Here is a 25,936-nt window from a genome sequence, read left to right as displayed (position 1 = left end):
GCGGGAGGCTCAGTGCACCGGCGTCAGTAGACGCTGACGTCGTACGCGGCGAGGGCCGCGTTCACCGGCTGGAAGAAGGTCGTCCCGCCGGTGGTGCAGTCCCCGCTGCCGCCGGAGGTCAGACCGAGCGCCTTGTCGCCCTCGTACAGCGGGCCGCCGGAGTCACCCGGCTCGGCGCAGACGTCGGTCTGGATCAGGCCGCGGACCGTCCCGCCGCCGGTGTAGCGGACGGTGGCGTCGAGGCCGGTGACGGTGCCGGTGTGGGTGCCGGAGGTCGACCCGGTGCGGGTGACCGCCTCGCCCACGTACGCGTCGGGGGCGGAGGTGAACCCGCCGGGGTGGTCGAGCGCTTCGTTGTCGTAGCGGACCAGCGCGTAGTCGTGGCCGGGGAAGGTGGAGGCGAGGGTCGGGCCGATCGCGGTGCGGTGGGCGCCGTCCGCGTACCAGGTGGCGGCGACGTTCCCGCAGTGCCCGGCGGTGAGGAAGTAGTGGGCGCCGCCGTCGGCCACGTTGAAGCCGAGCGAGCAGCGGTAGCGGCCGCCGTAGACGGCGTCGCCGGCGGCCAGCAGCGGGGTGAACCGTCCGGGGACGCGCTGGACGGTCAGGGCGGGCGCGTCGGGGCCGACGGCGCGCACGAGTTCGGCGAGCGCGGCCGGGGAGACGGTGCTGTCGGCGGTCACCACGACCCGGCCGCCGACCCGGTCGACGTACCAGGCCGTCCCGTCCACCTCGGCGTTCAGGACGGCCTCGCTGACCACGGCGAGCCGCTCGGCCCCGGCGGCGGTGCGGGTGAGCGCGGTCGCGGTCGCGGCGGCGGCGCCGGGGCAGGGGGCGGTGAGGGCGGTGGCGGTCAGCAGGGCGAGCAGTGCGGTGGTCCCGGGGATGCGGGCGGCGGTCCTGCGCATGGTCTTCCTCCTGGGGGCGGGCCCTGGGGGTGGCGCCTCCGGGAGCGGCACGGGACGAGCTGCTCCTGACGGGCGCTGACCGGAAGTATGCGGACCGCGGACGGTTCCGGTACAGACGTCCTGAGACGGCGTCGGAGGTACGGACCCGGCGTGCGAACCCCGCCGTGCGACGCGGTTCGGCTCAGCGCGCCGTGCTCACCGGCACCGGAGGACGGCGTCGACCCGGGCGGCCGTGGCGAGCAGCTCACGGTCGGCCAGCCGGGGCCCGATGAGTTGGACGCCGACCGGGGCGGAGCCGCTGACCGGGAGCGGGATCGTCACCGAGGGCAGGCCCGCGGTGGCCGCCGGGGAGGTGTTGCGGATCAGGGTCTGGAAGGTGGGCGCGTCCCGGCCGTTGAGCGGGAGGCTGTCCTCGTACCGGCGCAGCGGCCGGGCGCACACCGGGACGGTCGGGCTCAGCAGTGCGTCCAGGCCGTGCGCGGTGAACAGCTCGGCGTAGGCCTCCTGGAGGGTGCGGCGGGTGGCGAGCGCACCGCGCAGACCGGCCTCTCCCGGGTACCCGGGAGAACTGGGCAGGGCGGCGGCCCCGAGCAGCGCCGCCATGTCCGGGTCGCCGACCGCGGCGATCAGTTCGGCCGGGCCGAGCCCCGCGCCGTGCTCCGCCAAGTAGCGGCCCAGGGCGGTGGCGAACTCGCCGAAGACCAGCGGGAATCCGATCCGGTCGTCGTACTCGACCAGGTGCGCCGTGTCCACCGGCACCCACTCGGTCCGCGCGGAGGTGAGGCGGTCGACGGCCTGCTCCCAGGCCGTACGGACCGGGTCCTCCAGGTCCTCGGTGAACACCTGCCTCGGCAGGCCGAGCCGCGGCGGGCGCACCGGGTCGGCGAGGGCGGGCGGGGCGGGCGGACTGGCGGGGGCTCCGGTGACCAGGGCGTCGAGCGTGGTGAGGCGCTCCAGGGTACGGGCCATCAGGCCGGGGGTGTCCCGGGTGGTGGACAGCGGGGTGACCCCCGCCGAGGAGTAGCGCCCGGCGCTGGGCCGCAGGCCGTAGACGCCGTTGAGCGCGGCCGGGATGGTGACCGACCCGCCGGTGTCGGTGCCGAGCCCGGCCTCCGCCACGCCCGCCGCCACCGCGACGGCCGTACCGCCGCTGCTGCCGCCCGCGAACAGGGCCGGGTCGGTGGCGTTGCCGACCGCGCCGAAGGTGTGGTTGCACGAGGTGGCGCCCAGGGAGAGCTCGTGCATGTTCGTCTTGCCCAGCACGATCGCCCCGGCCGACCGCAGCGCCGCCACCACGGGCGCGTCGGCGGCGGGCACGAAGCCGGTGAGCGCCGGGGTGCCCGCGGTGTTGGGCAGGCCGGCGACGTGGGTGTTGTCCTTGACGACCAGGGACCACGGAGCCGGGCCGCCGCCACGGTCGGCACGGCGTTCGTCGCTGCGGGCGGCCTGCGCGAGCGCGCCCTCGGCGTCGAGCGTGATGAAGGCGTTGAGGTGCTCGACGGCGGCGGCGCGCTCCAGCGCGGCCGACACCAGGTCGTGGGCGCGGCCCCGGCCGGCGGTGGTGTGCTGCTCGGCCATGGGGGGTCGGCTCCTTCGGTGCAGACGTACGGACGTACTGACGTACTGATGTGTTGGCGTACGGACGGGCTGACGTGCTGACGGGCTCGGGTGACGGTCGGTCACACCGTACCGGGGCGAAGACCCGGGCCCGGAACCGGTGCCGCGCCGGCGCGGGAGCCCCGGCTACCGGTGCGTGCGGACCTGGATGACGGCGTGGCGGCCGGTGGTGCGCCACGGGGCGCCGGCGGCGTCGAGCTGGGCGACGGTGGTGGGGGCGAGGCCGACGACCACGTCCGACTTCAAGGTGCGGAGGGCGGCGACGGGCGAGGGGAAGTGCTCGGCCGCCGTGCGGAACGGGGTGGTCGGCGGCCAGTCGCGGTCGCCCACCAGGCGGCGGTAATTGAGGTCGCCCTTGAGGATCGTCAGCGCGGCGCCCGCGAGTTCGGACCGCAGGTCGTCCGGCAGGTCGTGGTACGGGAGCGGCGCGCAGAAGAACGGGTGGGTGCGGATCGTGAGCGCGCCGCTCTCCAACGCCCGCCACAGGCGGCGGCCGACGGCCCCGGCCGCCGGTGACGGCGCGGTGCGCAGGCGCTCGACCGCGGCGAGGGCGTCGGCCGTGGTCGCGTCCGAGACGAAGTACGGCTGCGGCTTCACGTGGAGGACGACCTCGGCGACCGGGCCGGTGCTCAACAGGTGGTCGATCAGGACGAGGTCCGGCAGCAGCTCCCGGCCCGCGTTGTCCGCGATGACGCAGACCCGCCCGCCGCCGGCCCGCTGCAACTCGGCCCGCAGCAGCGCGCTGTCGTCGGCGAGCAGGTCGGCGTCGGCCGGGCCGCTGCCCGGCTCGGCGGTGAGCTGGAAACTCAGGTCGGCGCGGTTGCCCCACAGCGCGGACCGCAGCAGCGCGTCCGTCCGGCGCGGCTCCGGCAGGGCGTCGAGCCCGTCGAGCGCGGCCAGTTCCCCGTCGACGGCCGGTCCGGCCAGTTCGGCGTCCTTGAACGGGGCGAACGGGTCGACGCCCTGCCAGGCACCGGGCCCGAAGTACCCGGTGGCGTCGAGCAGCCGGTGGTAGAACCAGCTCTCCGCCCACAGGAACGGCGCCTCGCCCCACGGCCTGCCCCACAGCCCCTCGCCCCACGCCAGCCAGCGGGCGGCGTCCGGGCCGTCCGCGGCCGGCGGCTCCAGGACGCCGCTGGTGCTCTCGGTGAGCAGCCGCTCCACGGCCGCCCGCTGGCCCGGGCCGTACGGCAGGGCGCCGAGGACCCGGCGGACCAGCTCGGGGTGGCGCTCGTGGAAGACGCCCCAGGCGAAGGAGCCGGGGGCGTCGCTGCGGATCACGGGGGCGTTCGGCACGGTGGGGCTCGGCTTTCTCGTCGTCGCCGCCGAGGGGCGGGGGTACGGGGGCGGGGGTGCGGGGCCCGGCGGTCGGGGGTCGGGGGTCGGGGGTCGGGGGTCGGAGCCGAGGGTAGACGATCAAGGGCGCCGGAGGGGCCGGGGAGAAAAGTGTTATCCGTCGCGCCGACGCCGACTCTCCTGGGCGTGGGAACGAACGCGCAAGGTCGCAGCAGAGGGTATGCGGCCGGTCTGCGGGGTTCGAAATGGGGCGCTCCGCACGGAGGCGTGAGTCTCCGGTCGCGTTCGTTCCCACGGCGCCCGGCCGGATCGTCCCGTCCGACCGGCGCCGCCCGGCGGTCCGCACGCATTCCCCCACGGCTGCGGGCCGCCGGGCCCTCGCCGGCCGCAGGGCCGGGTCGGTCAGCTGCGGTGGAGCCGCCAGATCTGCTCCTCGCCGGTCTCGGCGGGGGCGATCGCCTTCGCCGGGCGGCGGGCGTGCTCGGTGAAGCCGAGGCGGGCCGGGACGGCGCCGCTGGCGAGGTTGGCCGGGTCGTGCACGATCTCGACGAAGTCCACGCCGGGGAGCCGGAAGGCCTGGTCGGCCAGCGCCCGGGCGGTACGGGTGGCGATGCCGCGGCCGGTGGCGGACGGGTGCAGCCAGTAGCCGATCTCCCGGCCGTGGTCGGCGGTGTCCGCGCGCCGGAAGAGCCCGCAGGCGCCGACGATCGCGCCGTCCAGCAGGATCGCGTAGGTGAAGTCCTGGCCGCTCTCCCACTTCCCCGGCCGCTCGGCCAGGAACTCGGCGGTCTTGGCCTCGCTGTGTTCCGCGACCCACGGCATCCAGGGCCGCAGGTGCTCCAGCGACTCCTCGATGACCCGGAAGAGCTCGGGGAAGTCCGCCTCGCCGCGGAAACGGCGCAGCAGCACCTCGCCCAGGTCGATCTCCGGCTCGGCCGTCTCCGTCTGCTCCGTCAGCTCCGTCAGCTCCGTCAGCTCCGTCAGCTCCATTCACGGATCATGGTCGTCACCCCGCCGCCGGCGCAACGGGATTTCGGCTCCCCCGCAGCAGGTGGACCAGCGCACCCAGGCCGGCCGCGACACCGGCGATGAGCAGCAGGGACAGATCGGCGACGCCCACCATGGCGAAGTCGAACCGGGGGTTCTCGGCGGCTGCGGTGAACTCCGGGTCCACCAGGCCGTCCGGATCCTCGGTGACGCTCACCCGCTCGCCCGCCGCGTCGAACGACCCGCAGGACACGGACCGGCTGCGCGCCGGGGCGTCGTCGTAGCGCACGGTGCAGGAGTAGCTGGTGCCCTTGCCGTGGTGCACCGTGACGCCCGTGACGGTGCCCGGGTGCGCGGTGCCCCGCAGGGAGAGCACGGTGGCCTGGGTGGTGTTCAGGCTCATCAGCGGGACGGCGATCAGCGGGGCGAGCAGCAGCGCCAGCGCCGGGCCCCGCACCACCGCGGACTGCCCCAGGGACAGCACGGCGTAGACCAGGCCCGCCCCACCGGTCAGGGCCAGGGCCAGCGAGGGCAGGATGAACCACGGCCCGAACGCGCCGAGCGCCCCGCCGACGGGGAGCAGCGCGGCGGCGGCCGGGATCCACAACGCCGTCAGCACCGGCCGCCGGGGCCACGGCACGTCGTTCTTCCCGCGCGGAGTCCGGCGACCGCCGGCCCGGCCACCCCGCCGGTGCGAGTGGCCGGCGGCCGGCGCGGGCGTCTCGTGGTGCGTCATGGCGGCAGATCCTGCCAGGTCAGACAGTGGGCGGGCGGTGCCGGGGGAGAGCCCTTTACCGGGGCGGGCCGCATGTGGAGGTCGGTGGCGGGAGAGCTGTGGAACTCGGGGAGGCGCGGGGGTGTCAGTGGCACCTGGCACGATCGGGGGCGGCCGCACACTGCTGGCAGACAGGGGCGTGAGGGGGTGGTGGCCGTGGGGCCGAAGCGGCTGCTGGTGCTGGACGCGGCGCCGGGGGAGTTGCTCGACCGGGAGCTGGAGCGCCTGGTCGGGCACGGTCTGGCCGTCACGTTGAACCTGCGGCGGGTGGCGGATCCTGCGGGGGTCACGGCCCGGTGGGCGGGGCGGGTGGAGTTCACCGACGTCGACCTGTTCGACGAGGCGGCGCTGCGCGCCGAGCTGACGCGCGGTGGGCTGGGCTTCCACGCGCTCAAGTCCCGGGCGGGCGTGCCGCTGGGCTCCGCGCTCCTCGCGGCGGCGACGCAGACCGGGGTGGCGCACCGGCTGCGGGTGGTCGGACGGGCGGGGGCGGGCACGGACCACGTCGACCTGGCCGCCGCCGCCCGGTTCGGGGTCACGGTCACCCATACGCCCGGCTCGAACGCGAACGCCGTCGCCGAGTTCGCGCTGGCCCAGCTGCTCGCCCTGACCAGGAACCTGGTGCCGTACAACGAGGCCGCACAGCAGGGCCGTTGGACCTCGCCCGGCGCGCCCGCGGTCGGGCTGTCGGAGCTGACCCTGGGCATCGTCGGGCTGGGCCGGATCGGACGGGTCCTGGCCGAGCGGGCCACGGCGCCGGGCCTGAACGTCCAGGCCCTCACCCGGCACCCGGCCCTCGCCACCGTGCGGTCGGTAGCGAGCCTGGACGCCCTGCTCGCCACCAGCGACGTGGTCTCCCTGCACGTGCCGCTCACCCCGGACACCCGGGGGCTGATCGGCCGCGCCGAACTGGCCCGCATGCGGCCCGGTTCGATCCTGCTCAACACCGCCCGCGGCGGCATCGTCGACGAGCAGGCCCTCGCCGACGCCCTCCGCGACCCGGCCCACCCACTGGCGGCGGCCGCCGTGGACACCTTCGCCCACGAGCACGCCGCCTTCGCCTCACCGCTCTCCGGGCTGCCCAACGCCCTGCTCACCCCGCACGTCGCCGGGATGACCAGGAGCGCCATGACGGAGGCCGCACTGCGCTGCGCCGACCACGTCGCCGCGCTGCTCGCGGGCCGGCCGGAGGGTGTGCCGGTGGTGAGCTGAGCCATGGGGTCGTCGGGCCGGTTACGGCAGGACCGGCGAGGAGGGTTGTTCCGGGCGCGCGATATTCGGCGGGCGTCGGCGTCGGCGAGCCGTAGGGTTGGCGCGCCGAGACGGCCGGGTAGCGGGGGAGAAGCGTGCGGTCCGAGGAACACGCGGGGTGGGAGCGGGACTTCCCGGTCCGGTACCTCCTGGTGCGGGAGGACATCGACGGTGAGGGGGAGGGCGTGCTGTGGGGGCGGTGCGCGGAGGTCGAGGGCCTGTTCACGGACCCGCTGCCGCTGCCGCGAGAGGTCCTGACGCTGCGCGGCTGCCCGCGCGGGAGCCTGCTGGTCCAGGCCGTGGCGGCCGGCGCCGAACCGGTGCGGCTGCTGGGGGACGGAATGCTCTCGATCGAGCCTGAGGACCCCTCGAACGACGGGCCGGCCCGCTTCTGGGACCTGGAGGGCACGGCCGTCCTGGCCCAGTGGCCCACGCCGGGCGATCCCGGGTGCGTGGACATCGTCGTGGGCACCGGCGTCAGGGAGGACGACTTCTGGGGCGGCAGGCGGCTGCCTTCGAGTCCGCGGTTCGACCTGTGGTTCCCCTCGATCCGGGGGGACAGCCCGTCGGGCGGTTGCCGTTCCGTCGACGGCCTGCTCACCCCGCGCCCGCGGCGACCCACCCGGCCCGTGCAGCTGATCGGCTGCGAACCCGCCGCACCGCTCCTGGCCCTGCTGCGCCGTCCCCTTCCGCAGCAGGGCGACCCGATCACGCTCCGGTGCATCGACCGCCACGGCCGGACGATGACCAGGCACCGCCTCGACCTGGATATTGTCGAGGCACGCCCGTCCGTTCTCGGCGGAGCCCTGATCGACGTCACCGTCACCGACCCCGGCGACGACCGCCCCACCCTGGCCGCCCGCGCGGTCCGGGAGGTCTGGTCCGACGGTGTTCCCACGCGGCCCGGCCAGTGGGCGCGGTTCGACGCCGAGGGCCGGTCCGCGTGGCTGGACCTCACCCACGGAGGCCCGTACGGGCCGGAGGGCCTCTCCGGCGGGACGTACCACCTGGACGGACAGCACGTCACCGACCGGGCCGGCTTGCTCCTGGCGCTCGGCGAAGCCCTGCTCGGCCCCGGCGCCAACTACGGCAGGGACCTGGACGCGATGACGGACTGCCTGGCCGGCGGGTTCTCCGTCGTGCCCCCGTTCACCCTCGTCTGGCACCACGCCGACATCGCCCGCGACGCCCTCGCCGGACACGTTCTGCACCATTGCGGCGGTCTGTCCTACTTCGAGCTGACCGTGAACCTCCTGCGCGAGTACGGCGTCACCGTCGAACTCCGGTGAGGGAGCCGACGGACGATCCCGCCCACCCGACGTGCCAGCTGGGTTCCAGCGGTACGACGTGGCCGGTCAGGGTGGCGACATCGACGGGGACGTCCGCGCGGGCGCGCAGGGCGGGGAAGGCGTGGGTGGTGTAGGCGGTGTGGGCCTCGGGGGAGGTCCAGAGGGTGGTGACCAGGTAGCGGTCGGCGGCGAGGCGGGTGACGGTGCCCGCGAGGAGGCCGCCGGCCGCGGCCATGCCGGGGGCCCAGACGTCGCGTTGGACGGCGAGGAAGTGCTCGGCGCGGCTCGGGTGGAGGCGGCAGTCGGCGGCGCGCAGCACGGTGGCGTGCCGGAGGGCGTCCGGGAGGGTGGGGGCCGTGCCGGGGAAGGCCTGGACGACGGGGCCGGCGGCGACCCGGATCGATTCCCAACTGCCCTGCTGGGCGGCCTCGGTGGCGATCGCGTCGTGGCGCTCGCGCAGGAAGCGGTCGTACCCGGCCCGGTCCGCCCAGAGGGCGTACAGCAGGGCCCGGCGGCCGGTGCCGTCCCAGCCGCCCAGTTGCCCGAGCAGCCCGGGCTGGTCCGCGATCGCCGACCAGCGGCGCTGTCCGGCGGCGAAGTCCGCGCGTGCGCCGGGCCGGACCCGGCAGTTGATCCACTTGCCCCACATGGGCGCCATCATGCTGCGCCGGGTGGGACGAGTGGCAATCGGCCGGAGGTCGCGGGCGGGCTCCGGCCAGGGGCGTAGGGCGTGGCGCCGGGCTGGTCGAGCGGGAGCTCTGCGGCGGGGGGTGGGGGGATGCCTCAGCGGGCGCCGACCGGGGGGAGGCGTTCGAGGATGCGGGCCATGCCGCTGGTCCAGTTGGCCTCCAGGGCGACGACGGCCTGGTCGAGGTCGCCGTCGAGGAGGCACTGGGCGATGCGCTCGTGCTCCTCGGCGGCGCGGCGGAGGATCTCGTCGTCGCCGACCACGACCCGCTCGTAGCGGTGCAGGGTCAGTTTCAGCGAGTCGATCATGTCGCGCAGCCGGGTGTTGGCGCAGCCGGAGAGCAACAGGGCGTGCCAGGCGTCGTCGTGGCGCTCTATGGTGCCGTGCGGGGCCTGGGGGGCGGAGAAGGCGCGGGCCTCGGCGAGGAGCCTGGGGGCGATCGCGGACAGGTGGGCCGGGTCGGAGGTGCGCAGGGCGAGCGACTCCAGGGCGATCACGATGGCCGTGAGGTCGAGGAACTCCTGCTTGCCGGTGGGTGCGAAGCGGAAGCCCTTGCCGCGCTCGCTGGTGATGATGCCCTCGCGCTCCAGGCTGATCAGCGCCTCGCGCAGGGGGGTCCGGCTGACGCCCAGTTCCTCGGCGAGCTGGACCTCGTTGATCGACTCGCCGGGGGTGAACCGGCCGCGGCCGAGCTGTTCCAGCAGTTCGTCCTTCACCTGCTCGCGCAGCGGACGCCGCTCGATCGCCATCGGGCTTCCCTTCCTCGTTCGTCCCGTAGAGTACCGGCCGCCGTCCGGCCCCCGCCGGGCCGGACGGCGTGGCCGGTCAGGCGGTTCCGGCGCCGTCCACGGCGATGACGGCGCCGCTGACGAAGGCGGCGGCGTCGCTGGCCAGGAAGGCGACGGTGCGGGCGATGTCCCCGGGCTGGCCGATCCGGCCGAGCGGGCGGTCGGCGGCGTCGGCGTAGAACGCGGCGGCGCTCTCGCCGAGCTGGCGGGCCTCCTCGGCGAGCATGCCGGTGTTGGTGTCGCCGGGGCAGACGCAGTTGACCCGGATGTTGTCCGGGCCGTGGTCGATGGCCATCGCCCGGGTCATGTTGACCACGGCGCCCTTGGAGGCGCAGTAGGAGACGGCCCGGCCGCCGCCCTTGATGCCCCAGCCGGAGCCGGTGTTGATGATGCTGCCGCCGCCGTTCGCGGCCATCAGCGGGACGACGAGTCCGCTGAGCAGCATGATCGAGCGGACGTTGACGGCCATCACCAGGTCCCAGTCCTCGTCCGTGATCTCGGTGACGGTGGACCGGCGGATGATGCCCGCGTTGTTGAACAGCACGTCCACGCCGCCGTGGTGGTCGACGGCGGTGCGGACGGCCCGCTCGCAGTCCGCGCGCCGGGAGACGTCGCAGCGGACGAAGGTGCCGCCGGTCTCCTTGGCCGCCCGCTCGCCGCGGTCGGCGTCGAGGTCGGCGAGGACGACGGCCGCGCCGAGTTCGGCGAGCAGGGCGGCGGTGGCCAGGCCGATGCCGGAGGCGGCGCCGGTGACGAGGGCGCGCTTGCCGTGCAGGTCGATCATGGGGAACTCCTTCGCGGGCGGGGGGAAAGGTGGACGGGTGGACGGGCGCCAGGCGGACGGGGTTCAGGCGGACAGGCGGTAGACGGCGCCGGAGCGGTGGCCGGTGATCACCCGGACGTGCCCGGCGAGGGCGTGGTCCAGCTCCGGTTCACCGGTGTCCAGCAGCAGCGGGCGGCCGGCCAGGGCCGCCAGTTTGGCCTCGGTGGCGAGGACCAGCAGCCGGTCCCGGCCGGCCGCGCGCAGCAGGTCGGGGGTGAGCTGCCGGTTGCCGCGGCCGAGCAGGAAGCCCTGGCCGCCGATGGGGGAGAGGGCGATCCAGGGGGCGCCGGGCAGGTCGCACAGCTGGTCGGCGCGGGCGTCCCGACGCAGGACGGCAGGCGGTGCGTCGGCGTGCAGGCGGAGCAGGTCGACGCCGGTGAGGCTGGTGTCGGGGGCGCCGAGGGCGGTGGCGACGGCGTGGGTGGTGGTGCCGGGGCCGAGCACCAGCAGGCCGCCGGGCCCGACCCGTTCGGCGACCTCGGCGGCGATCCCGCCGATCGTGGACGGGGCGGGGAGGCCGCTGCCGGTCTTGCGCTGCTGGACGCGGGCGGGCAGCACCGGGACGGTCAGCCGGCCGTACAGCCGGGTGCGGACCAGGCCCGCCCGCAGCGCCGCCTCATCCCGGTCCACCACCTCGGCGGCTTCCAGGCGGACGGCGCCGCGGGCCCAGGCGGTGACCACCTCGGCGGCGGCGTGCGGGTGGACGGCGAAGACGGCGGAGTGCATCTTCACCCCGGCCGGGATGCCGAGTACGGGCACCCCGTCGGCGTCCGGCCCGAGCGCGTCCAGGACGTCCCGGGCGGTGCCGTCGCCGCCGCAGAACAGCAGCAGCCCGGCGCCGGCCGCGACCAGGGCGCGGACGGCCGCCCGGGTGTCCGCGGCGGTGGTGGGCGCGGGACCGGGCCGGTGCACCACGCGGGCCGGCCGGCCGGTGACGGCGTCCTCGCCCATCGCTCCCGCGACGGTGAGCAGGCGGACGCCGGCGAGTTGGCGGACCGTCAGCTCCGCTCGGCGCAGCGCCTCCGGGCGGGCCCCGAGCGCCAGCGCGCGCCGCTGGACCTCGGGGCCGTCGCTGCCCTTGAGGCCGACCCGGCCGCCGAGTCCGGCGACCGGGTTGACCACCAGCCCGACCGGGGTTGCCGTCACGGCTGTTCGCCCCGCGGTTGCTCGCCCGGAGGCTGTTCGCCGAGGACCTTGCGGCGGTAGGCGCGCCAGCTGACCGACCAGACCGCCGGGTCGTCCAGCGGCTCGTGCCGGATCCGGTGCACGGTGGAGTTGTGTGGCGCGGTCCGGACCGTCTCCGGGTCCTCGTAGGCCTCCCGGGCGACCTCGGCCAGGATCGCCGCGTACTCGTCCAGGTCGGCGCGGGAGTAGGACTCGGTGGGCTCCAGGGTCATCGGCTCAGGGACGACGTACGGGTGGTGGCTGGTCCAGTAGTGGGTGCCGAAGTCGGCGGCGCGGTGGCCGAGGTCCTCGCTGTGCAGGCCGGTGTCCTCGTTGAGCCGCTGCCAGCTGTACCGGACCTGCTCGACCCGCGGCCGGCCCTCGGCGTACGGGACGGAGACGCCGCGGATCCGCTTCACCCGGTGCAGCAGGTAGTTGTTGTTGAGCACGGCGGTCTCGGCGACCGTGCGCAGGCCCTCGGCGCCGAGCGACATGATCCAGGCGTAGGCGCGCACCAGGTTGGGGACGACGCCGAGGTAGGGGCGGATCTTGCCGATCGACTCCGGCCGGTCGGTCTCCAGCCGGTAGCGCTCGCCGTCGAACTCCATGGTGGGGGAGGGCAGGTAGGGCGCCAGTTCGGCGGTGACCGCGCAGGCGCCGGCCGCCGGTCCGCCGCAGGCGTGCGGGGTGGAGAAGGTCTTGTGCAGGTTGAAGTGGCACAGGTCGAACCCGGCCTCGCGGGCGCGGGTGATGCCCAGGATGCCGTTGGCATTGGCCTGGTCGTAGGCGCACAGGCCGCCGGCCGCGTGCACGATCCGGACGAACTCGGCGATCCGCGGGTTGTAGATGCCGGTGTCCTCGGGGTTGGTGATCAGCAGCGCGGCGGTGCGCGGGCCGACGGCGGCGCGCAGCGCCTCGATGTCGGGGTAGCCGTCGGCGTCCGGGTGCAGGGTGATCACCCGGTAGCCGGCGGTCTTGGCGCAGGCGGCGTTGGAGGGGTGGGAGAAGGCGGTGGTGATGATCTCGTCGCGCTGCTGCGCCTCGCCGCGGGCGGCGTGGTGGGCGCGGATCACCGAGACGTTGGTCCAGATCGCGGCGCTGCCGGCGCCCGGTTGCAGGCTGACCCGGTCCATGCCGGAGATCTCCTTGAGCAACTGCTCCAGGCGGTGGGCGAGTTCGAGGACGCCCTGGACGGTGGAGGCGTCCTGGGCGGGGTGCAGGGCGGCGATCCGGGGGTCGCGGACGAAGCCGTCGTTGACCTTGGGGCTGTACTTCATGGTGCAGGTGCCCTGGCCGACGTCCACGTTGAGGTCGGCGCCCAGGTTCTCCTGGGAGAGCCGCAGGTAGTGCCGGAGCACCTGCTGCTGGCCGAGTTCGGGCAGGGCGGCCGGGGTGGTGCGGCGCAGCGCGGCGGGCAGCCGGGCGGCCGGGTCGCCGACGGCGGCGGTGACGCCGGGTTCGGGCAGCGGGGGGAGCACGCCGCGTTCGCCGGGGGTGCCGAGCTCGAAGATCAGCTTCTCGTCCCAGCGGGCCTGGTGGAAGCGGCGCAGCGGGGGTTTGGCGGCGATCCGCGCTTCGGCGGCCGTGGCAGTCCGATGGTCGGTCACTTCACGATCTCCCGTCACTTCGTGATCTCCGCGAGCGCGTCGGCGAGGTGGTCGATGTCGGCCTGGGTGTGCAGCTCGGTGACGCAGTACCGGCCCTCGCGCGGTCCGGCCGGGGTGCCGCCGTGCAGGCCGCGGGCGAGCAGCGCGTCGGCGACGGCGGCGGCGCCGGGCCCGCCGGTGTAGCGCACGGTGAAGTCGGCGAAGTGCACCGCCTCCGGCTCGGCGAGCTCCACCCCGGGCACCCCGGCGAGGCGCTGCCGGGCGTAGGCGGTGTTGGCGAGGACGGTCTCCCCGAGCTCGCGCATGCCGTGCGGGCCCATCAGGGCGAGGTAGGCCCCGGCGGCGATGCCGTGCAGGGCGGCGGCGGTGCCGACCCACTCCTTGCCCTCCTCGCGCAGCGCGAAGGAGGTGCGCTCGTACGCGACGTCGCCGAAGCCGTACTCGCCGGGCACCTCGGTCGGGGCGAGGCCGAACAGCCGGCTCGGGTACTCGGCCACCAGGCGCTGGTCGTCGGCCGAGCCGATGAAGCCCGCGTTGCCGCCGCCGAAGCTCGGGTGGATGCCGAGCGGCTGGAGGTCGCCGCAGGTGAGGTCGGCGCCGAGGTCGGCGGGCGGGGCGAGTACGCCGAGGCTGATCGGGTTGGCCTGCACCACGGCCAACGCGCCTGCCGTGTGAGCGAGTTCGACGTACTCGGGGAGCCGGGGGTCGACCCGGCCGGAGAAGTCGGTCAGCTGCGCGAACACGGCGGCGCAGTCGCCGGTCGCGAGCGCGGCCCGGACGGCCTTCGGTTCGGCGGGCACCGGCTCGACCGGGTGCACGCCCCGGACGTAGTCGTGGATCCGGGACAGCAGGTCCGGGTCGATGTCGCCGACCAGCAGCAGCCGTCGCCGCCCGGTGGCCCGGCCGGCCATCCGCAGGGCCGTGGCGGCGGCCTGGAAGCCGTCGTACGTCGGCACGTTGACCACCTCGACGGCCAGCAGTTCGGCCATCAGGGACTGGTACTCCCAGAGCGCCTGGAAGCGCCCGTGGTCCTCGTAGGGCTCCCCGGCGTAGGCGGTGAGGAACTCGCTGCGGTTGACGATCTCGTCGACCACGGCGGGCACGTGGTGCCGGTAGCAGCCGGCCCCGAGGAAGGAACGGCCGGGCGGCACGGGGGTGTTGCGGGCGAGCAGCTCCTCCAGGTGGGCGACCAGCCGGGCCTCGGAGTCGAACGGTGCCGGCAGCCGCAGCGGGCGGCCGAGCCGGAGTTCGGCGGGGATGTCGGCGTAGAACTCCTCGACGTCCCGGGCGCCGATCTCCGCGAGCATCGCGGCGCGCACCTCGGGGGCGGAGTTGGGGACGTACGGGTGGGTCCGGGGAACGCGTGCGGTCATCCTGGCACCTTCCGCGATTTCAGTCACAGGCCTTGACGGCACTGTGCATGCTGAGTTCTGTATACAGCATTCGGCATTCACCAGTCGGGAGGCAAGATGTCCGCAGAAACCCGGCACAGAAAACCCCTCCAACTCGCCTGTGAGCAGCGGGAGTCCGGCCCCGCCCTGGGCCGCCGCCGGTTCCTCGGCGCCGGACTCGCGGGCGGCGCCCTGCTGGCGGCCGGAGCCACCGGCTGCGCCACCGGCGGGGCGGGCGGCCCGGATGCCCGGAAGCTCACCGGCAGCCCTGGTGCCACCGTCGGCGGGAAGGTCACCATCTGGTCCTGGGACGTCGCCGCCAAGGCCATGCAACGGCTCGGCAAGGCCTTCGAACAGGCCCACCCCGGCAGCACCGTCGAGGTGGTCGACATCGGCTACGACAACGCCTACGACAAGATCACGGTCGGGCTCGGCGCCGGCAGCGGACTGCCCGACGTCCTCACCGTCGAGGGCAGCCGGATCCCCAGCTACATCGGCAACTTCCCGAACGCCCTGGTCGACCTCAGCAGCCGGGCCGAAGGCCTCAAGTCCCAGTACGCTGAGGCCGCATGGCGCACCGTGACGGACGCCAAGGGCCGGGTCCTCGCGCTGCCCTGGGACAGCGGACCGTGCGCCCTCTTCTACCGCCGCGACCACTTCCACCAGGCCGGGATCGACCCCGCCACCCTCACCACCTGGGACGACTACCTCACCGCCGGGACGACCCTCAAGAACGCCACGGGCAGGAAGCTGCTCATCCTGGACTCCAAACAGGACAGCCTGTTCGCCCAACTCCTCCAGCAGCAGGGCCAGTCCTGGTTCGTCGACGGCAAGGTCGCCGTCGCCACCCCCGCCGCCGAACGGGCGCTCACCCTGCTGAAGCAGCTGGTCGACCGCGACCTGGTCGACTTCGAGAACGGCTGGGACGGCCTGGTCTCCGGCACCCACGACGGCAAGGCCGCCACCACCCCCACCGCCGCCTGGTGGGACGGCACCCTCACCGCCGACATGGCCGACCTGTCCGGCAAGTTCGGCGTCGTCCCGCTGCCCGCCTTCACCGCCGGCGGCCCCCGCACCTCCAACAGCGGCGGCTCCACCCTGTGCATCCCCGCGCAGAGCGGGAACCCCGAGACGGCCTGGGCGTTCCTCTCCTTCCTGCTCGCCGACAAGGCCAACCAGGCCTCGATGATGCAGCACGAGGGCCTCTTCCCGGCCTTCCTCCCCGCCCTGGACGACCCGTACTTCCAGCAGCCCTCCCCCTACTACGGCGGCCAGCCCGCCATGAAGCTGTTCGCCGACCTGGCCCGCACCATCCCCACCGTCGAGCGCACCGCCGACGACTCCAAGGCCGGCGACATCGTCACCACCGCCGTCAACCAGGTGCTGCACAACGGCGCCGACCCGGGCACCGTGCTGCGCTCCGCCGCCCGCCAGATCGCCACCGCGACCGGCCGCGCCACGGTAACCCCGTAGGCGGGCGCGATGACCAGCAGCCTCCCGGCCGTCCTGCGCAAGCCCGCCGCCCGCACCGCCCCGGCCCGCCGACGACGCTCCCCGCGCACCGCCGCCTGGCTGTTCGCCGGCCCCACCGCCGTCCTGTTTGCCCTCTTCTTCGCCTACCCGCTGGGCGCCAGCCTCTACCAGAGCCTCACCGCCCGCCGCGACGGCGTGGACGTCTTCGTCGGGCTCGACCAGTACCGCCGGCTGCTGGACGACCCGGCCTTCCTGCACTCCCTGGTCAACACCGGCCTCATCCTCGCCGTCCAGGTGCCGGTGATGATCGGCCTCGCCCTGGTGCTCGCCGTCCTGCTCAACCAGTCCTGGCTGCGCTTCCGCTCCGGCTGGCGGGCGGTCTTCTTCCTGCCCGCGATCACCACCCTGGTCGCCTACGCCGTGGTCTTCCAGGTGCTGCTGCGCACCGACGGCGGCCTCGCCAACCAGGCCCTCCAGGCGCTCGGTGCCGGACCGGTCGACTGGCTCAACTCGCCCACCTGGGCGCGGATCTCGCTGATCGGCTCGGTCACCTGGCGGTGGACCGGCTACAACGCCGTCATCCTGCTGGCCGGACTCCAGGCGATCGGCCGCGACCAGTACGAGGCCGCCGCCCTCGACGGGGCCGGCACCGTGCGCACCTACACCGGGGTGGTGCTGCCGCAGCTGCGGCCGGTGGTGCTGTTCTGCGTCATCACCTCCACCATCGGCACCCTCCAACTCTTCGACGAGAACTACGTGCTGACCCGCGGCGGCCCCGGCGACGCGACCCTCACCCCGGTGGTCTACCTCTACAAGGTCGGCTTCCAGCAGCTCGACTTCGGCTACGCGGCGGCCATCGCCTGGGTGGTCGTGCTGATCATCGCGGCGGTCTCGCTGCTCCAGTTCCGGCTCTACGGAAGGGAACGCCGCCGATGAAGGCCAGATCGCCGATGGAGGCCGGAACGCCGCCGATGAGAGCCGGCTCGCCGTCGAAGGCCGGAACACCGACGAGGGCCGGACTCCTGGGCCGCGCCGCCGTCCTCGCCCTGCTCGGCCTCGGCGCCGTCGCCAGCCTGCTGCCCTTCGCCTGGATGCTGATCGCCGCCACCCACAGCAGCTCCGAACTCTTCCACTCCCCACCGCCGTTCCTGCCCGGCGGCGAGCTGCTGAACAACCTGGTGCACCTCCAGCAGAGCATCGGCTTCGGCCGGGTCCTGCTCAACAGCCTCGGCATCGCCGTCGTCCACACCCTGCTCAGCTCGCTGCTGTCCGCGATGTGCGGCTACGGCCTGGCCAAGTACCGCTTCCGCGGCCGCGGTCTGCTGCTCGGCCTGGTGCTGGCCACCATGATGATCCCGCTCCAGGTGCTGCTGGTCCCGCTGTTCCAGATGATGGCCAGCCTCGGCTGGATCGACAGCTACCAGGCCGTCGTCCTGCCCTTCCTCGCCAACTCCTTCGGCATCCTGCTGATGCGCCAGAGCTTCCTGGGCTTCCCCGACGAACTGCTGGAGTCGGCCCGGATCGACGGCTCCGGCGAGCTGCGTACCTTCTACCGGGTCGTCCTGCCGTGCGTGCGGCCGCAGTTGGGGGCACTCGTCATCTTCACCTTCATGGGCCAGTGGAACAGCTTCATCTGGCCGCTGCTGATGCTCAACACCCAGGACAGGTACACCGTGCCGGTCGCGCTCAACACCCTGACCGGGCTGACCCACGTCGACTACTCCGGCCTGATGCTGGGCTCCTTCCTGGCCACCCTCCCGCTGATGGTGCTCTTCCTGCTCTTCCAGCGGCAGTTCGTGGCCGGACTGCTCGGCGGAGCCCTGAAAGGATGACGCGCCGATGGACCGACTCACCCGCGTGCCCGGCCTGCTGTACGGCGGGGACTGGAACCCCGAGCAGTGGCCCGAGGAGGTGTGGGCCCAGGACGTCGAGCTGATGGCCGAGGCCGGGGTCAACCTGGTCACCGTCGGCGTGTTCTCCTGGGCCCGGCTCCAACCCGACGCCCACCGTTGGGACTTTGGCTGGCTGGACCGGCTGCTCGACCTGGTCCACCGGCACGGCATCGCCGTCGACCTGGCCACCGCCACCGCCTCCCCGCCCGCCTGGCTGGTGCGCGCCCACCCCGACCTGCTGCCCGTCACCGCCGACGGCGTCCGGCTGGAGTTCGGCTCGCGCCAGCACTACTGCCCGTCCTCCCCGGCCTACCGCGCGGCCGCCGTCCGGCTCACCCGGAGGCTCGCCGAGCGCTACCACGGCCACCCGGCGCTCGCCCTGTGGCACGTCCACAACGAGTACGGCGACCACGTCCAGGAGTGCTTCTGCGCCGGGTCCGCCGCCGACTTCCGCCGCTGGCTGCGCCAACGGCACGGCAGCGTCGATGAGTTGAACCGCTCCTGGGGCACCGCCTTCTGGTCCCAGCGGTACAACTCCTTCGACCAGGTCGAGCCGCCGCGCACCGCGCCCGGTCCGGTCAACCCGACCCAGCTGCTGGACTGGCGCCGGTTCTGCTCGGACGCCCTGCTCGCCCTGCACCGCGCCGAGAAGGCCGTGCTCGACGAAGTCTCGCCCGGGGTGCCGGTCACCACCAACTTCATGTCGATGCTCAAGGCCCTCGACTACTGGGAGTGGAGCCGGCACGAGGACTTCGTCTCCGACGACGCCTACCCCGACCCGGCCGACCCGCGCGCCCACGTGAACGCCGCCATGAACTACGACCTGATGCGCTCCCTCAAGGCCGGCCGGCCCTGGCTGCTGATGGAACAGGCCCCCTCCGCCGTCAGCTGGCGCCCGGTGAACGTCCCCAAACGCCCCGACCTCTACCGCCTCTGGTCGCTCCAGGCGCTGGCCCGCGGCGCCGACGGGGTGCTGCACTTCCAGTGGCGCGCCTCGGTGGCCGGGGCCGAGAAGTTCCACAGCGCGATGCTCCCGCACCGGGGCACGGCCGGCCGCGGCTGGCAGCGGACCGTCGCCCTCGGCGCCGAACTGCGCCGGCTCGGCGAGGTCGCGGGCAGCCGGATCCGCGGGCAGGTCGGCGTGCTGCTCGACTGGGACAGCTGGTGGGCCCTGGAACTGGACGACCACCCCTCCGCCCGGATGCGCTGGCCCGACCTGCTCCGCCCCTGGTACGCGGCGCTGTACGAGCGCGGTGTCACCGTCGACTTCCTCCCGCCCACCGCCGGGTACGAGGGCTACCGGCTGCTGCTCGCCCCCAACCTGTACCTGCTCGACACCGCCACCGCCGAACGCCTCACCGGCTACGTCCACGGCGGCGGCCACCTGGTCTGCGGCCCGTTCAGCGGCATCACCGACCGGCACGACCACATCCACCCCGGCGGCCACCCCGGCCCGCTGCGCGCACTGCTCGGCCTGGTCGTGGACGAGCACTGGCCGATCCCGGACGGCGAGGCCACCATCGTACGGCTGGACGGGACGGACCGGGACGCCGAACCGCACCCCGAGCTGCGCGCCGAGCACTGGAGCGAGTGGATCGAACCCGAGGGCGCCGAGACCGTCGCCCGCTACACCTCCGGCGAACTCGCCGGCCGGCCCGCCGTCACCCGCCACCGCCACGGCACCGGCAGCGCCTGGTACCTGAGCTGCCACCTCGGCCCGGACACCGGCCCCGTGCTCGACCTGGCGCTGACGGAGTCCGGCGCGGGCCCCGAACTACCCGGCCTGCCCGAGGGCGTGGAGGCCACCCGCCGCCGCGCCGCGGACGGCACCGCCTACCTCTTCCTGCTCAACCACGGCCCCGCCGAGGCCCGGGTGCCGCTCGCCCGGCCCGGCACTGACCTGCTGACCGGCACCGAGCTGCTCACCGGTACCGACCTGCTCACCGGCACCGATCTGCACACCGGCTCCGCCACCGGCACCACCCTCACCCTCGCGCCGCTGGGCGCCGCCGTCCTCCGCCTGCCCGCCCCCGAGGAGCGCCCGTGAACCCGCTGACCCGCCGCCACTTCCTGGCCGCCTCCGCGCTCGCCACGGCCGGCACCCTGGCCGCCCCGGCGGCCCCGGCCGCCCACGCGGACGAGGGGCTCGACGCCGAGCGCTACGCCGACGTCCTCGACCTGCACGGCACACCCGCCCAGGCCTACCCCGGCGACAACAACCCGATCACCGTCTTCGCCGACCTCGGCGCCTGGCACGCCTACGCCCTGCCCCGCCCGACCGACCCGCTCGGCGGCTTCACCGGCCCGCTGCACCTCGCCCAGGAGTACCCCTGGTGGCTCAGCGACGGCCTCACCCGACTCCAACTCGCCGAGCAGGGAAGGCCGCTGGACCTCGCCGCGGGCGGCGCCCCGACCCTCACCGCCCTGCCCGGACTGCTCCGCCAGCGCTACGCCCTCGCCGACGGCCTCGCCCTCACCCTCGAACTGCGCTTCGCCAGCAACCGCACCGCCCTGCTCCGCGCCCGTCTGGCCAACACCGGACGCACCGCACGCACCCTGGCCGTCGCCTGGACCGGCACCCTGCTGCGTCCCGCCGACGGCCCCCAGCGCGACGCCCCGCGACTGCTCGCCGCCGAGCGCGGCGTCGAGGTGGCCTTCGCCAGGGTCCGCCGGACCTGGGAGTACCTGACCGACGGCACCGAGAGCTTCGCCGTCCGCCACGCCCAGCCCGTCCGGGTCACCGTGGACGGCGACCGCCACCGCACCGAACTCGCCGACCCGGTACGGCTGCCGCCCGGCGCGAGCCGCACCCTGGACTGGACCGAGAGCTACACCTTCACCGCCGAGGACCGCGCCCGCGCCGTCCGGGAGGCCGAGGCCGCGCTGCGCGCACCCGAGCGGACCGCCGCCACCGGACGGGCCCGCTGGGCCGGCTACCTCGCCCGCGCCACCGACGGCGTCCCGGCCGCCCGCCGCCGCACCGCCGTCAAGTGCGTGCAGACGCTGGTCACCAACTGGCGCAGCCCCGCCGGGCGGATCCGGCACGACGCCGTCACCCCCTCGCTGTCCGACAAGTGGTTCAGCGGGGTCTGGGCCTGGGACACCTGGAAGCAGGCCGTCGGCACCGCGCTGTTCGCCCCCGGCCTCGCCGCCGACCAGATCCGCGCCGTCTTCGACCACCAGACCGGGCCCGGCTCGCCGGACCGCCCGCAGGACGCCGGGATGGTCCCGGACTGCGTCTTCTACAACGACCCGTCCACCGGCGGCGGCAACTGGAACGAACGCAACTCCAAGCCCCCGCTGGCCGCCTGGGCCGTCTGGGAGGTCTACCGCCGCTCCGGCGACCGGGCCTTCCTGCGCGAGCTGCTGCCCAAGCTCACCGCCTACCAGGACTGGTGGTACCGCACCCGGGACCACCTCGGCGAGGGCCTGTGCGAGTACGGCGCCACCCTCGACCCGGCCAACGCCGCGCCCGAGGACTGCCGCCAGGCAGCGGCCTGGGAGTCCGGCATGGACAACGCCCCGCGCTTCGACGCCGCCACCGTCGTGGCCAACCACGGTCCGAAGGGCGAGCCGGTCGGCTGGTCGCTCACCCAGCGCTCCGTCGACCTCAACGCCTACCTGGCCGCCGACCACCGCCACCTGGCCCTGATCGCCGCCGAACTCGGCGACCGCCCCATGGCGGAGCGGCTGCGCGGCCGGGCCGAGCGGATCGACGCCGCGATCCGCGCCACCATGTACGACCCGGCCACCGGCTGGTTCCACGACACCGACCTCGCCACCGGCGCCCGGCTCACCGCCCGCGGCCGCGGCATCGAGGGCGCGATCCCGCTCTGGTCCGGCACCGCCGACCCGGCCCAGGCCCGCACCGTGCGGGCCCGGCTGCTCGACCCGGCGGAGTTCGGTACCCCGATGCCCTTCCCGACCGTCGCCCGCAGCTCGCCGTCCTTCGACCCGGCCGGCTACTGGCGCGGCCTGGCCTGGCTCGACCAGAGCTACTTCGCGATCGAGGGGCTGCGCCGGTACGGCTGGGACCAGGACGCCCGCCGGGCCGTCGAGCGGCTGCTCACCGCCGCCGAGGGGCTGAGCGGCGACGGGCCGGTCCGGGAGAACTACGACCCGCTGACCGGCCGCGGCCGCAACTCCACCAATTTCAGCTGGTCCGCCGCGCTGCTGCTGCCCCTGCTGCGCAGCTGACCCGCTTTGGCTCCGAGGGGCCTGACCAGGCATGATCGGGGCATGGTCGAACGAGTCATTGCAGCGTGTGACGGAGCAGCCAAGGGCAACCCCGGCCCGGCGGCCTGGGCCTACGTGGTCGCGGACGCCGCCGGGGCGCCCCAGCGTTGGGAGGCGGGGCCGCTCGGGCACAGCACCAACAACATCGGCGAGCTGACGGCGCTTCAACAGCTGCTGTCCGCCACCGACCCGGCCGTGCCGCTGGAGGTCCGGCTCGACAGCACCTACACCCGCGACTCGGTCACCAAGTGGCTCAAGGGCTGGAAGCGCAACGGCTGGAAGACGGCGGCGGGCAAGCCGGTGGCCAACCGCGAGCTGATCCAGCGGATCGACGAGTTGCTGGAGGGCCGGGACGTCACCTTCGTCTACGTCCCCGCCCACCAGGTGGACGGCGACCCGCTGAACGCCATCGCCGACAAGGCGGCCAGCGACGCCGCCCGCACCCAGCAGGCCGCCGCCGGGACGGCCGCCGACCTGCCGGTGCCCGACCCGGCCGCGGCGGTCAAGGCGCCCCGTGCCGCGAAGCCGCGCACCGCCTCCGCCTCCGGTGGCTCCGGCTCCGGCACCGGCGCCGGTGCCGCCAAGCGCACCGGCGGCGGCTCGCGCACCCTGAACGCCCGCTTCCCCGGCACCTGCCCGTGCAGCCGCCCGTACGCCAAGGGCGACAAGATCACCAAGGTCGGCAGCAGCTGGGGCCACCCGGAGTGCGCCGCCGCCCACGCCTGAGCACCTCCGGCCACGTCTGAGCACCTCCGGCCCGCCGTCTGAGTACGGGTACTCAGGCGGCGGCCCGGCCCGGCGGGCACGATGGTGATCATGACGAAGCGCGCGGGGACGGACGGCCGGGGCGGCCGCAGGGCGGTGCGGGTGGCACTGGTGACGACGGTCGCGGGAGCGGCGGTGCTCGGCACGGTCGGCTACCGCGGCGCCGTGACGGTCGCGGAGGAGGTCCCGCGGGTGTGGTCGGGGGAGCCGTACCCGGTGGCCGACCCGGCCGCCGTCGCCGCGCACCTGGACGCCCGGACCCAGGCCGTCTACGACGCCCTCGCCCTGCCGCCCGGTGTGGCGCTGGCCCCGGTGCCGGTCGGCGACGACGGGATCTCCGCCAAGGTCCAGGGCGTCTGCCACGCCCGCGGCCTGGAGCACCTCCTGGAGAGCATGAACGACGGCGGCGCCGACCAGCCCCGCACGGCCGTGCTCGCCGCCCGCTTCACCCTCGCCGGGGTCGGCGCCACCCAGGGGACGGAGGCCCTGGGGCACGCCCGGCGGACCCTGACCGCCCAGGGCTGGACGGTCGTTTCGGCGGACGAGTCCGCGCCCGTCCCCAGCCTGAGCCTGGCACCGCCCGCGGACGGCCCGGGCGCCCTCGCCGAGGGCGCCTCGCTCCGCTACGACCCGGTGGCCCGGACCCTCACCGTCGGCGCGGGCGCCGAGTGCTCCCGCTTCACCGACGGCACCGCGGTGGACGGGGCCGGGCAGCCGACCGCGCTGCCGACCCCCACCGCCCCGAAGCAGCTGCGCGCCCGCTGAGTACCCGACCCACCGCGCTCCGTACAGCCGGGTGGGCACGTCGGCGAAGGCAGGTGAGAGCGGTGATCGTCTCCGAGACCCCGGAGTTCCACATCGGCGACCGGGTGTGGGTGTACCGGGAATCCTCCTACGGCGCGGTGGAGAGCGCCGTCGTGGTGGACACCCCCGCGGACCGCAGCCTGCGGCTGGAGTTCGCCGACGGCCACCGCAACCACCTGCGGCACGGCCGGGTCGAGCTGCACGGCCTGCACCGGAAGGGTGTTGACGGAGCGTTAAGATCCTGCCCCGGAAAGCCTCCGGCCGCCCCGGCCGCTGCCATCATGGGCACGACACCGGCGGCGGGCGCCGGAGTTCGACCGTGAGGAGCTGGCGTGACGGAAGCCGGTACGGCGATCGACCAGCCGCGGCAGCAGCCGGTGACGGTGGCGGACGAGCAGGTCGGGCTGAACGGCGCGATCGCGGCCGCGCTGACCCGGGCCGTGGGCTCGATGCCCGCCCTGTACGTGACCCTGGTGCTGGTCGCCGGCTGGATGGCGCTGGCGACCTGGGGGCCGCTGCACTCGATCGACCCCTACCCCTTCGGCTTCCTGCTGTTCCTGGACAACGTCGTCCAACTGGTGCTCTGCCTGGCGATCCTGGTCGGCCAGCGGGTGCTGGGCCAGGCCGCCGACCGCCGGGCGGTGCAGACCTACGAGAACGCCGAGGCGATCTTCGTCAAGGTCGCCGACCTCCAGGCGCACCTGGACCGGCACGACCGGGCGCTCGGGCGCGGGGTGAGCCTGCTGGAGACCAGCGGGCACCCGTGGATCCAGCGGCACCGGGTGCAGCCGCCGCCGCAGGCCCTGGACCAGGCCGCCGGGACCAACGGGCGGATCGCCGCCTGGCTGACCGGGCGGCTGGGCAGCATGTGGGCGTTCTACCTCGCCGCCGTGACCCAGGTGCTGTGGATCGGCCTGTCCCAGCTCGGGGTGCAGACCTTCGACCCGTACCCGTTCGCCTTCATGAGCTTCCTGTCCACCCTGGCCCAGCTGGTCTTCATGATCGTGATCATGGTCGGGCAGGACGTGCTGGGCAAGGCCGGCGACCGCCGCGCCGAGCAGACCCTGCTGGACGCCGAGGCCGTGCTGCACGAGTGCGGCCGGATGAAGGCCCGGCTGGAGGCGCAGGGGAGGGTGATCGAGAGCCTGGCCGACTACACCGACGCCCAGGTCACCCGGCAGCTGGCCCGGGCCATCCACCGCAGCCGGGTGGCGGCGGCGGTCGAGGACGGCGAGGAGGCGGGCAGCCGCCCGGCCCTGCTGCCCTGGGAGGACCTGCCCGAGGAACTGCGCACGGCCAACCGGCGCCAGGCCCGCCAGCTCGGCGAGCGCCTCGCCGCGGTCGGCTGCCTGATGGTGCCCACCTCCGAGCGGGTCGCCCCGGACGCCGTCGGCGGCTTCGAGGACTTCACCGAGGAGGAGGCCGAGGTGCTGGCCCGGCTGGAGCACGAGCACGAGCACCGCTACGGCACGGGCGCTGAACCGGAGGCGCTGCTCCCCGGCCAGCGGGACGGCCGGGCGGCGTTCCTGCCCTGGGAGGAGCTGTCGGACCGGGCCCGGGGCCGGACGGTGGAGTCGGTGCGGCTGATCCCCGCCGTGCTCGCCGAGGTCGGCTTCCAGGTGATCCGGATCGGCCGGGTCGCCGACGGCGCGGGGGAGTTGGACTTCACCCCCGAGGAGTGGGCCACCCTCGGCCGGGCCCTGATGGCCTCCGGCGTCCTGGTCGCGCTCGCCGAGGGCGTCGCGGACCCGGAGGAGGTGATAGCGATCGTCAAGCTGCTGCGCGAGGCGAGCAGCACCCATCCGCGGCGCTTCGTCCGGGAGTTGGCGGCGGCCTCGACCTTCGACACCGGGCTGCGGCCCGACACCCGCTACGCCGAGTACCGCGGGCCCGCGCTGGAGACGATCCGCTCGGCCACCGGGATCGTGGCCGAGCGGGCGCCGGACGAGCTCGCCGGGTACCGGGAGCTCCTGTGGGAGATCGCGACCGTGGTCGCGGACGCCAACGAGGAGGGCGGCATCCTCGGCCTGGGCGCCCGTACCCGGGTGCCGAACGAGGTGGCCGCCATGGAGGCCGTCCGGGCCGCGAGCCTGGGCGAGCCCGAGGCCGCGACGGCTCGGCCTCGGACCAGGACGGGCCCGCGCAAGCGCGGCTGAACGGACGCGACCGGCCGACCGCGGGAGCG

General features: G+C 74.8%; 22 protein-coding genes. 11 read left to right on the top strand and 11 right to left on the bottom strand.

Annotation, left to right across the window (positions count from 1 at the left end; all coding sequences use genetic code 11):
• Nucleotides 1-23 precede the first annotated feature (23 nt).
• The 5 genes from ACFXPX_RS28180 to ACFXPX_RS28160 all read right to left on the bottom strand — a co-directional run bounded on the left by ACFXPX_RS28180 (nt 24) and on the right by ACFXPX_RS28160 (nt 5,541).
• The gene (locus tag ACFXPX_RS28180; protein WP_380643940.1) at nt 24-905 is read right to left on the bottom strand and encodes a S1 family peptidase; all 882 of its coding nucleotides are present in this window, start codon (nt 903-905) and stop codon (nt 24-26) included.
• Between the two features lie 195 nt (nt 906-1,100).
• Entirely contained in the window at nt 1,101-2,483 is a 1,383-nt protein-coding gene (locus tag ACFXPX_RS28175; protein ID WP_380643939.1) for an amidase family protein, read from the bottom strand.
• 165 nt (nt 2,484-2,648) lie between these two features.
• Entirely contained in the window at nt 2,649-3,818 is a 1,170-nt protein-coding gene (locus ACFXPX_RS28170; RefSeq protein WP_380643938.1) for a damage-control phosphatase ARMT1 family protein, read from the bottom strand.
• 402 nt (nt 3,819-4,220) lie between these two features.
• Complete coding sequence (locus ACFXPX_RS28165) at nt 4,221-4,808, bottom strand: GNAT family N-acetyltransferase (RefSeq protein WP_380643937.1); 588 nt, start codon at nt 4,806-4,808, stop codon at nt 4,221-4,223.
• 16 nt (nt 4,809-4,824) lie between these two features.
• Nucleotides 4,825-5,541, bottom strand: a complete 717-nt coding sequence (locus ACFXPX_RS28160) for a hypothetical protein (RefSeq protein ID WP_380643936.1) — start codon at nt 5,539-5,541, stop codon at nt 4,825-4,827.
• Between the two features lie 195 nt (nt 5,542-5,736).
• Between ACFXPX_RS28160 and ACFXPX_RS28155 the strand changes: the two genes are divergently transcribed.
• Nucleotides 5,737-6,792 (top strand): NAD(P)-dependent oxidoreductase, encoded by a 1,056-nt coding sequence (locus ACFXPX_RS28155; RefSeq protein ID WP_380643935.1) that lies wholly within the window; start codon nt 5,737-5,739, stop codon nt 6,790-6,792.
• Between the two features lie 134 nt (nt 6,793-6,926).
• Entirely contained in the window at nt 6,927-8,120 is a 1,194-nt protein-coding gene (locus ACFXPX_RS28150) for a barstar family protein (protein ID WP_380643934.1), read from the top strand.
• Here the strand turns inward: ACFXPX_RS28150 and ACFXPX_RS28145 are convergent.
• The 6 genes from ACFXPX_RS28145 to gcvPA all read right to left on the bottom strand — a co-directional run bounded on the left by ACFXPX_RS28145 (nt 8,101) and on the right by gcvPA (nt 14,563).
• Nucleotides 8,101-8,769, bottom strand: coding sequence for a DUF4937 domain-containing protein (locus ACFXPX_RS28145; RefSeq protein ID WP_380643933.1), 669 nt, complete (start codon nt 8,767-8,769; stop codon nt 8,101-8,103). The two genes, ACFXPX_RS28150 and ACFXPX_RS28145, sit on opposite strands and share 20 nt — an antisense overlap.
• A gap of 134 nt (nt 8,770-8,903) precedes the next feature.
• Nucleotides 8,904-9,557 (bottom strand): GntR family transcriptional regulator, encoded by a 654-nt coding sequence (locus ACFXPX_RS28140; protein WP_380527241.1) that lies wholly within the window; start codon nt 9,555-9,557, stop codon nt 8,904-8,906.
• A gap of 76 nt (nt 9,558-9,633) precedes the next feature.
• Nucleotides 9,634-10,380, bottom strand: coding sequence for an SDR family NAD(P)-dependent oxidoreductase (locus tag ACFXPX_RS28135; protein WP_380592887.1), 747 nt, complete (start codon nt 10,378-10,380; stop codon nt 9,634-9,636).
• Nucleotides 10,381-10,443: 63 nt separating this feature from the next.
• Entirely contained in the window at nt 10,444-11,565 is a 1,122-nt protein-coding gene (locus tag ACFXPX_RS28130; protein WP_380592889.1) for an ATP-NAD kinase family protein, read from the bottom strand.
• Nucleotides 11,562-13,190: an aminomethyl-transferring glycine dehydrogenase subunit GcvPB gene (gcvPB, locus tag ACFXPX_RS28125; RefSeq protein WP_380643932.1), complete on the bottom strand. Its 1,629-nt coding sequence runs from the start codon at nt 13,188-13,190 to the stop codon at nt 11,562-11,564. Before gcvPB ends, ACFXPX_RS28130 begins: the two co-directional genes overlap by 4 nt.
• A 14-nt stretch (nt 13,191-13,204) precedes the next feature.
• A complete protein-coding gene (gene gcvPA / locus ACFXPX_RS28120) occupies nt 13,205-14,563 on the bottom strand; it encodes an aminomethyl-transferring glycine dehydrogenase subunit GcvPA (RefSeq protein ID WP_380527235.1) in 1,359 nt (452 codons plus the stop codon).
• Nucleotides 14,564-14,659: 96 nt separating this feature from the next.
• Between gcvPA and ACFXPX_RS28115 the strand changes: the two genes are divergently transcribed.
• The 9 genes from ACFXPX_RS28115 (at nt 14,660) to ACFXPX_RS28075 (ending at nt 25,907) form a co-directional block, all read left to right on the top strand.
• Nucleotides 14,660-16,054, top strand: a complete 1,395-nt coding sequence (locus ACFXPX_RS28115) for an ABC transporter substrate-binding protein (RefSeq protein WP_380527233.1) — start codon at nt 14,660-14,662, stop codon at nt 16,052-16,054.
• Nucleotides 16,055-16,063: 9 nt separating this feature from the next.
• A complete protein-coding gene (locus ACFXPX_RS28110; RefSeq protein ID WP_380592895.1) occupies nt 16,064-16,990 on the top strand; it encodes a carbohydrate ABC transporter permease in 927 nt (308 codons plus the stop codon).
• Nucleotides 16,987-17,886, top strand: coding sequence for a carbohydrate ABC transporter permease (locus ACFXPX_RS28105; RefSeq protein ID WP_380592897.1), 900 nt, complete (start codon nt 16,987-16,989; stop codon nt 17,884-17,886). The genes ACFXPX_RS28110 and ACFXPX_RS28105 overlap by 4 nt, the downstream gene beginning before the upstream one ends.
• A gap of 7 nt (nt 17,887-17,893) precedes the next feature.
• The gene (locus ACFXPX_RS28100) at nt 17,894-19,993 is read left to right on the top strand and encodes a beta-galactosidase (RefSeq protein ID WP_380643931.1); all 2,100 of its coding nucleotides are present in this window, start codon (nt 17,894-17,896) and stop codon (nt 19,991-19,993) included.
• Nucleotides 19,990-22,143: a trehalase family glycosidase gene (locus tag ACFXPX_RS28095; RefSeq protein ID WP_380643930.1), complete on the top strand. Its 2,154-nt coding sequence runs from the start codon at nt 19,990-19,992 to the stop codon at nt 22,141-22,143. Before ACFXPX_RS28100 ends, ACFXPX_RS28095 begins: the two co-directional genes overlap by 4 nt.
• 42 nt (nt 22,144-22,185) lie before the next feature.
• On the top strand, nt 22,186-22,908 hold the full coding sequence (locus ACFXPX_RS28090; protein ID WP_380643929.1) for a ribonuclease H: 723 nt from the start codon (nt 22,186-22,188) through the stop codon (nt 22,906-22,908).
• A gap of 90 nt (nt 22,909-22,998) precedes the next feature.
• On the top strand, nt 22,999-23,712 hold the full coding sequence (locus ACFXPX_RS28085) for a hypothetical protein (protein WP_380643928.1): 714 nt from the start codon (nt 22,999-23,001) through the stop codon (nt 23,710-23,712).
• A gap of 62 nt (nt 23,713-23,774) precedes the next feature.
• Nucleotides 23,775-24,074, top strand: a complete 300-nt coding sequence (locus tag ACFXPX_RS28080) for a hypothetical protein (RefSeq protein ID WP_380533047.1) — start codon at nt 23,775-23,777, stop codon at nt 24,072-24,074.
• Between the two features lie 9 nt (nt 24,075-24,083).
• A complete protein-coding gene (locus ACFXPX_RS28075; protein ID WP_380643927.1) occupies nt 24,084-25,907 on the top strand; it encodes a DUF1003 domain-containing protein in 1,824 nt (607 codons plus the stop codon).
• Nucleotides 25,908-25,936 lie beyond the last annotated feature (29 nt).

It is taken from the genome of Kitasatospora sp. NPDC059146, from assembly GCF_042786665.1.
GTDB lineage: Bacteria > Actinomycetota > Actinomycetes > Streptomycetales > Streptomycetaceae > Kitasatospora.
The sequence above is the reverse complement of the archived record's forward strand: the minus strand, read 5'-3'. Positions and strand labels throughout refer to the sequence as shown.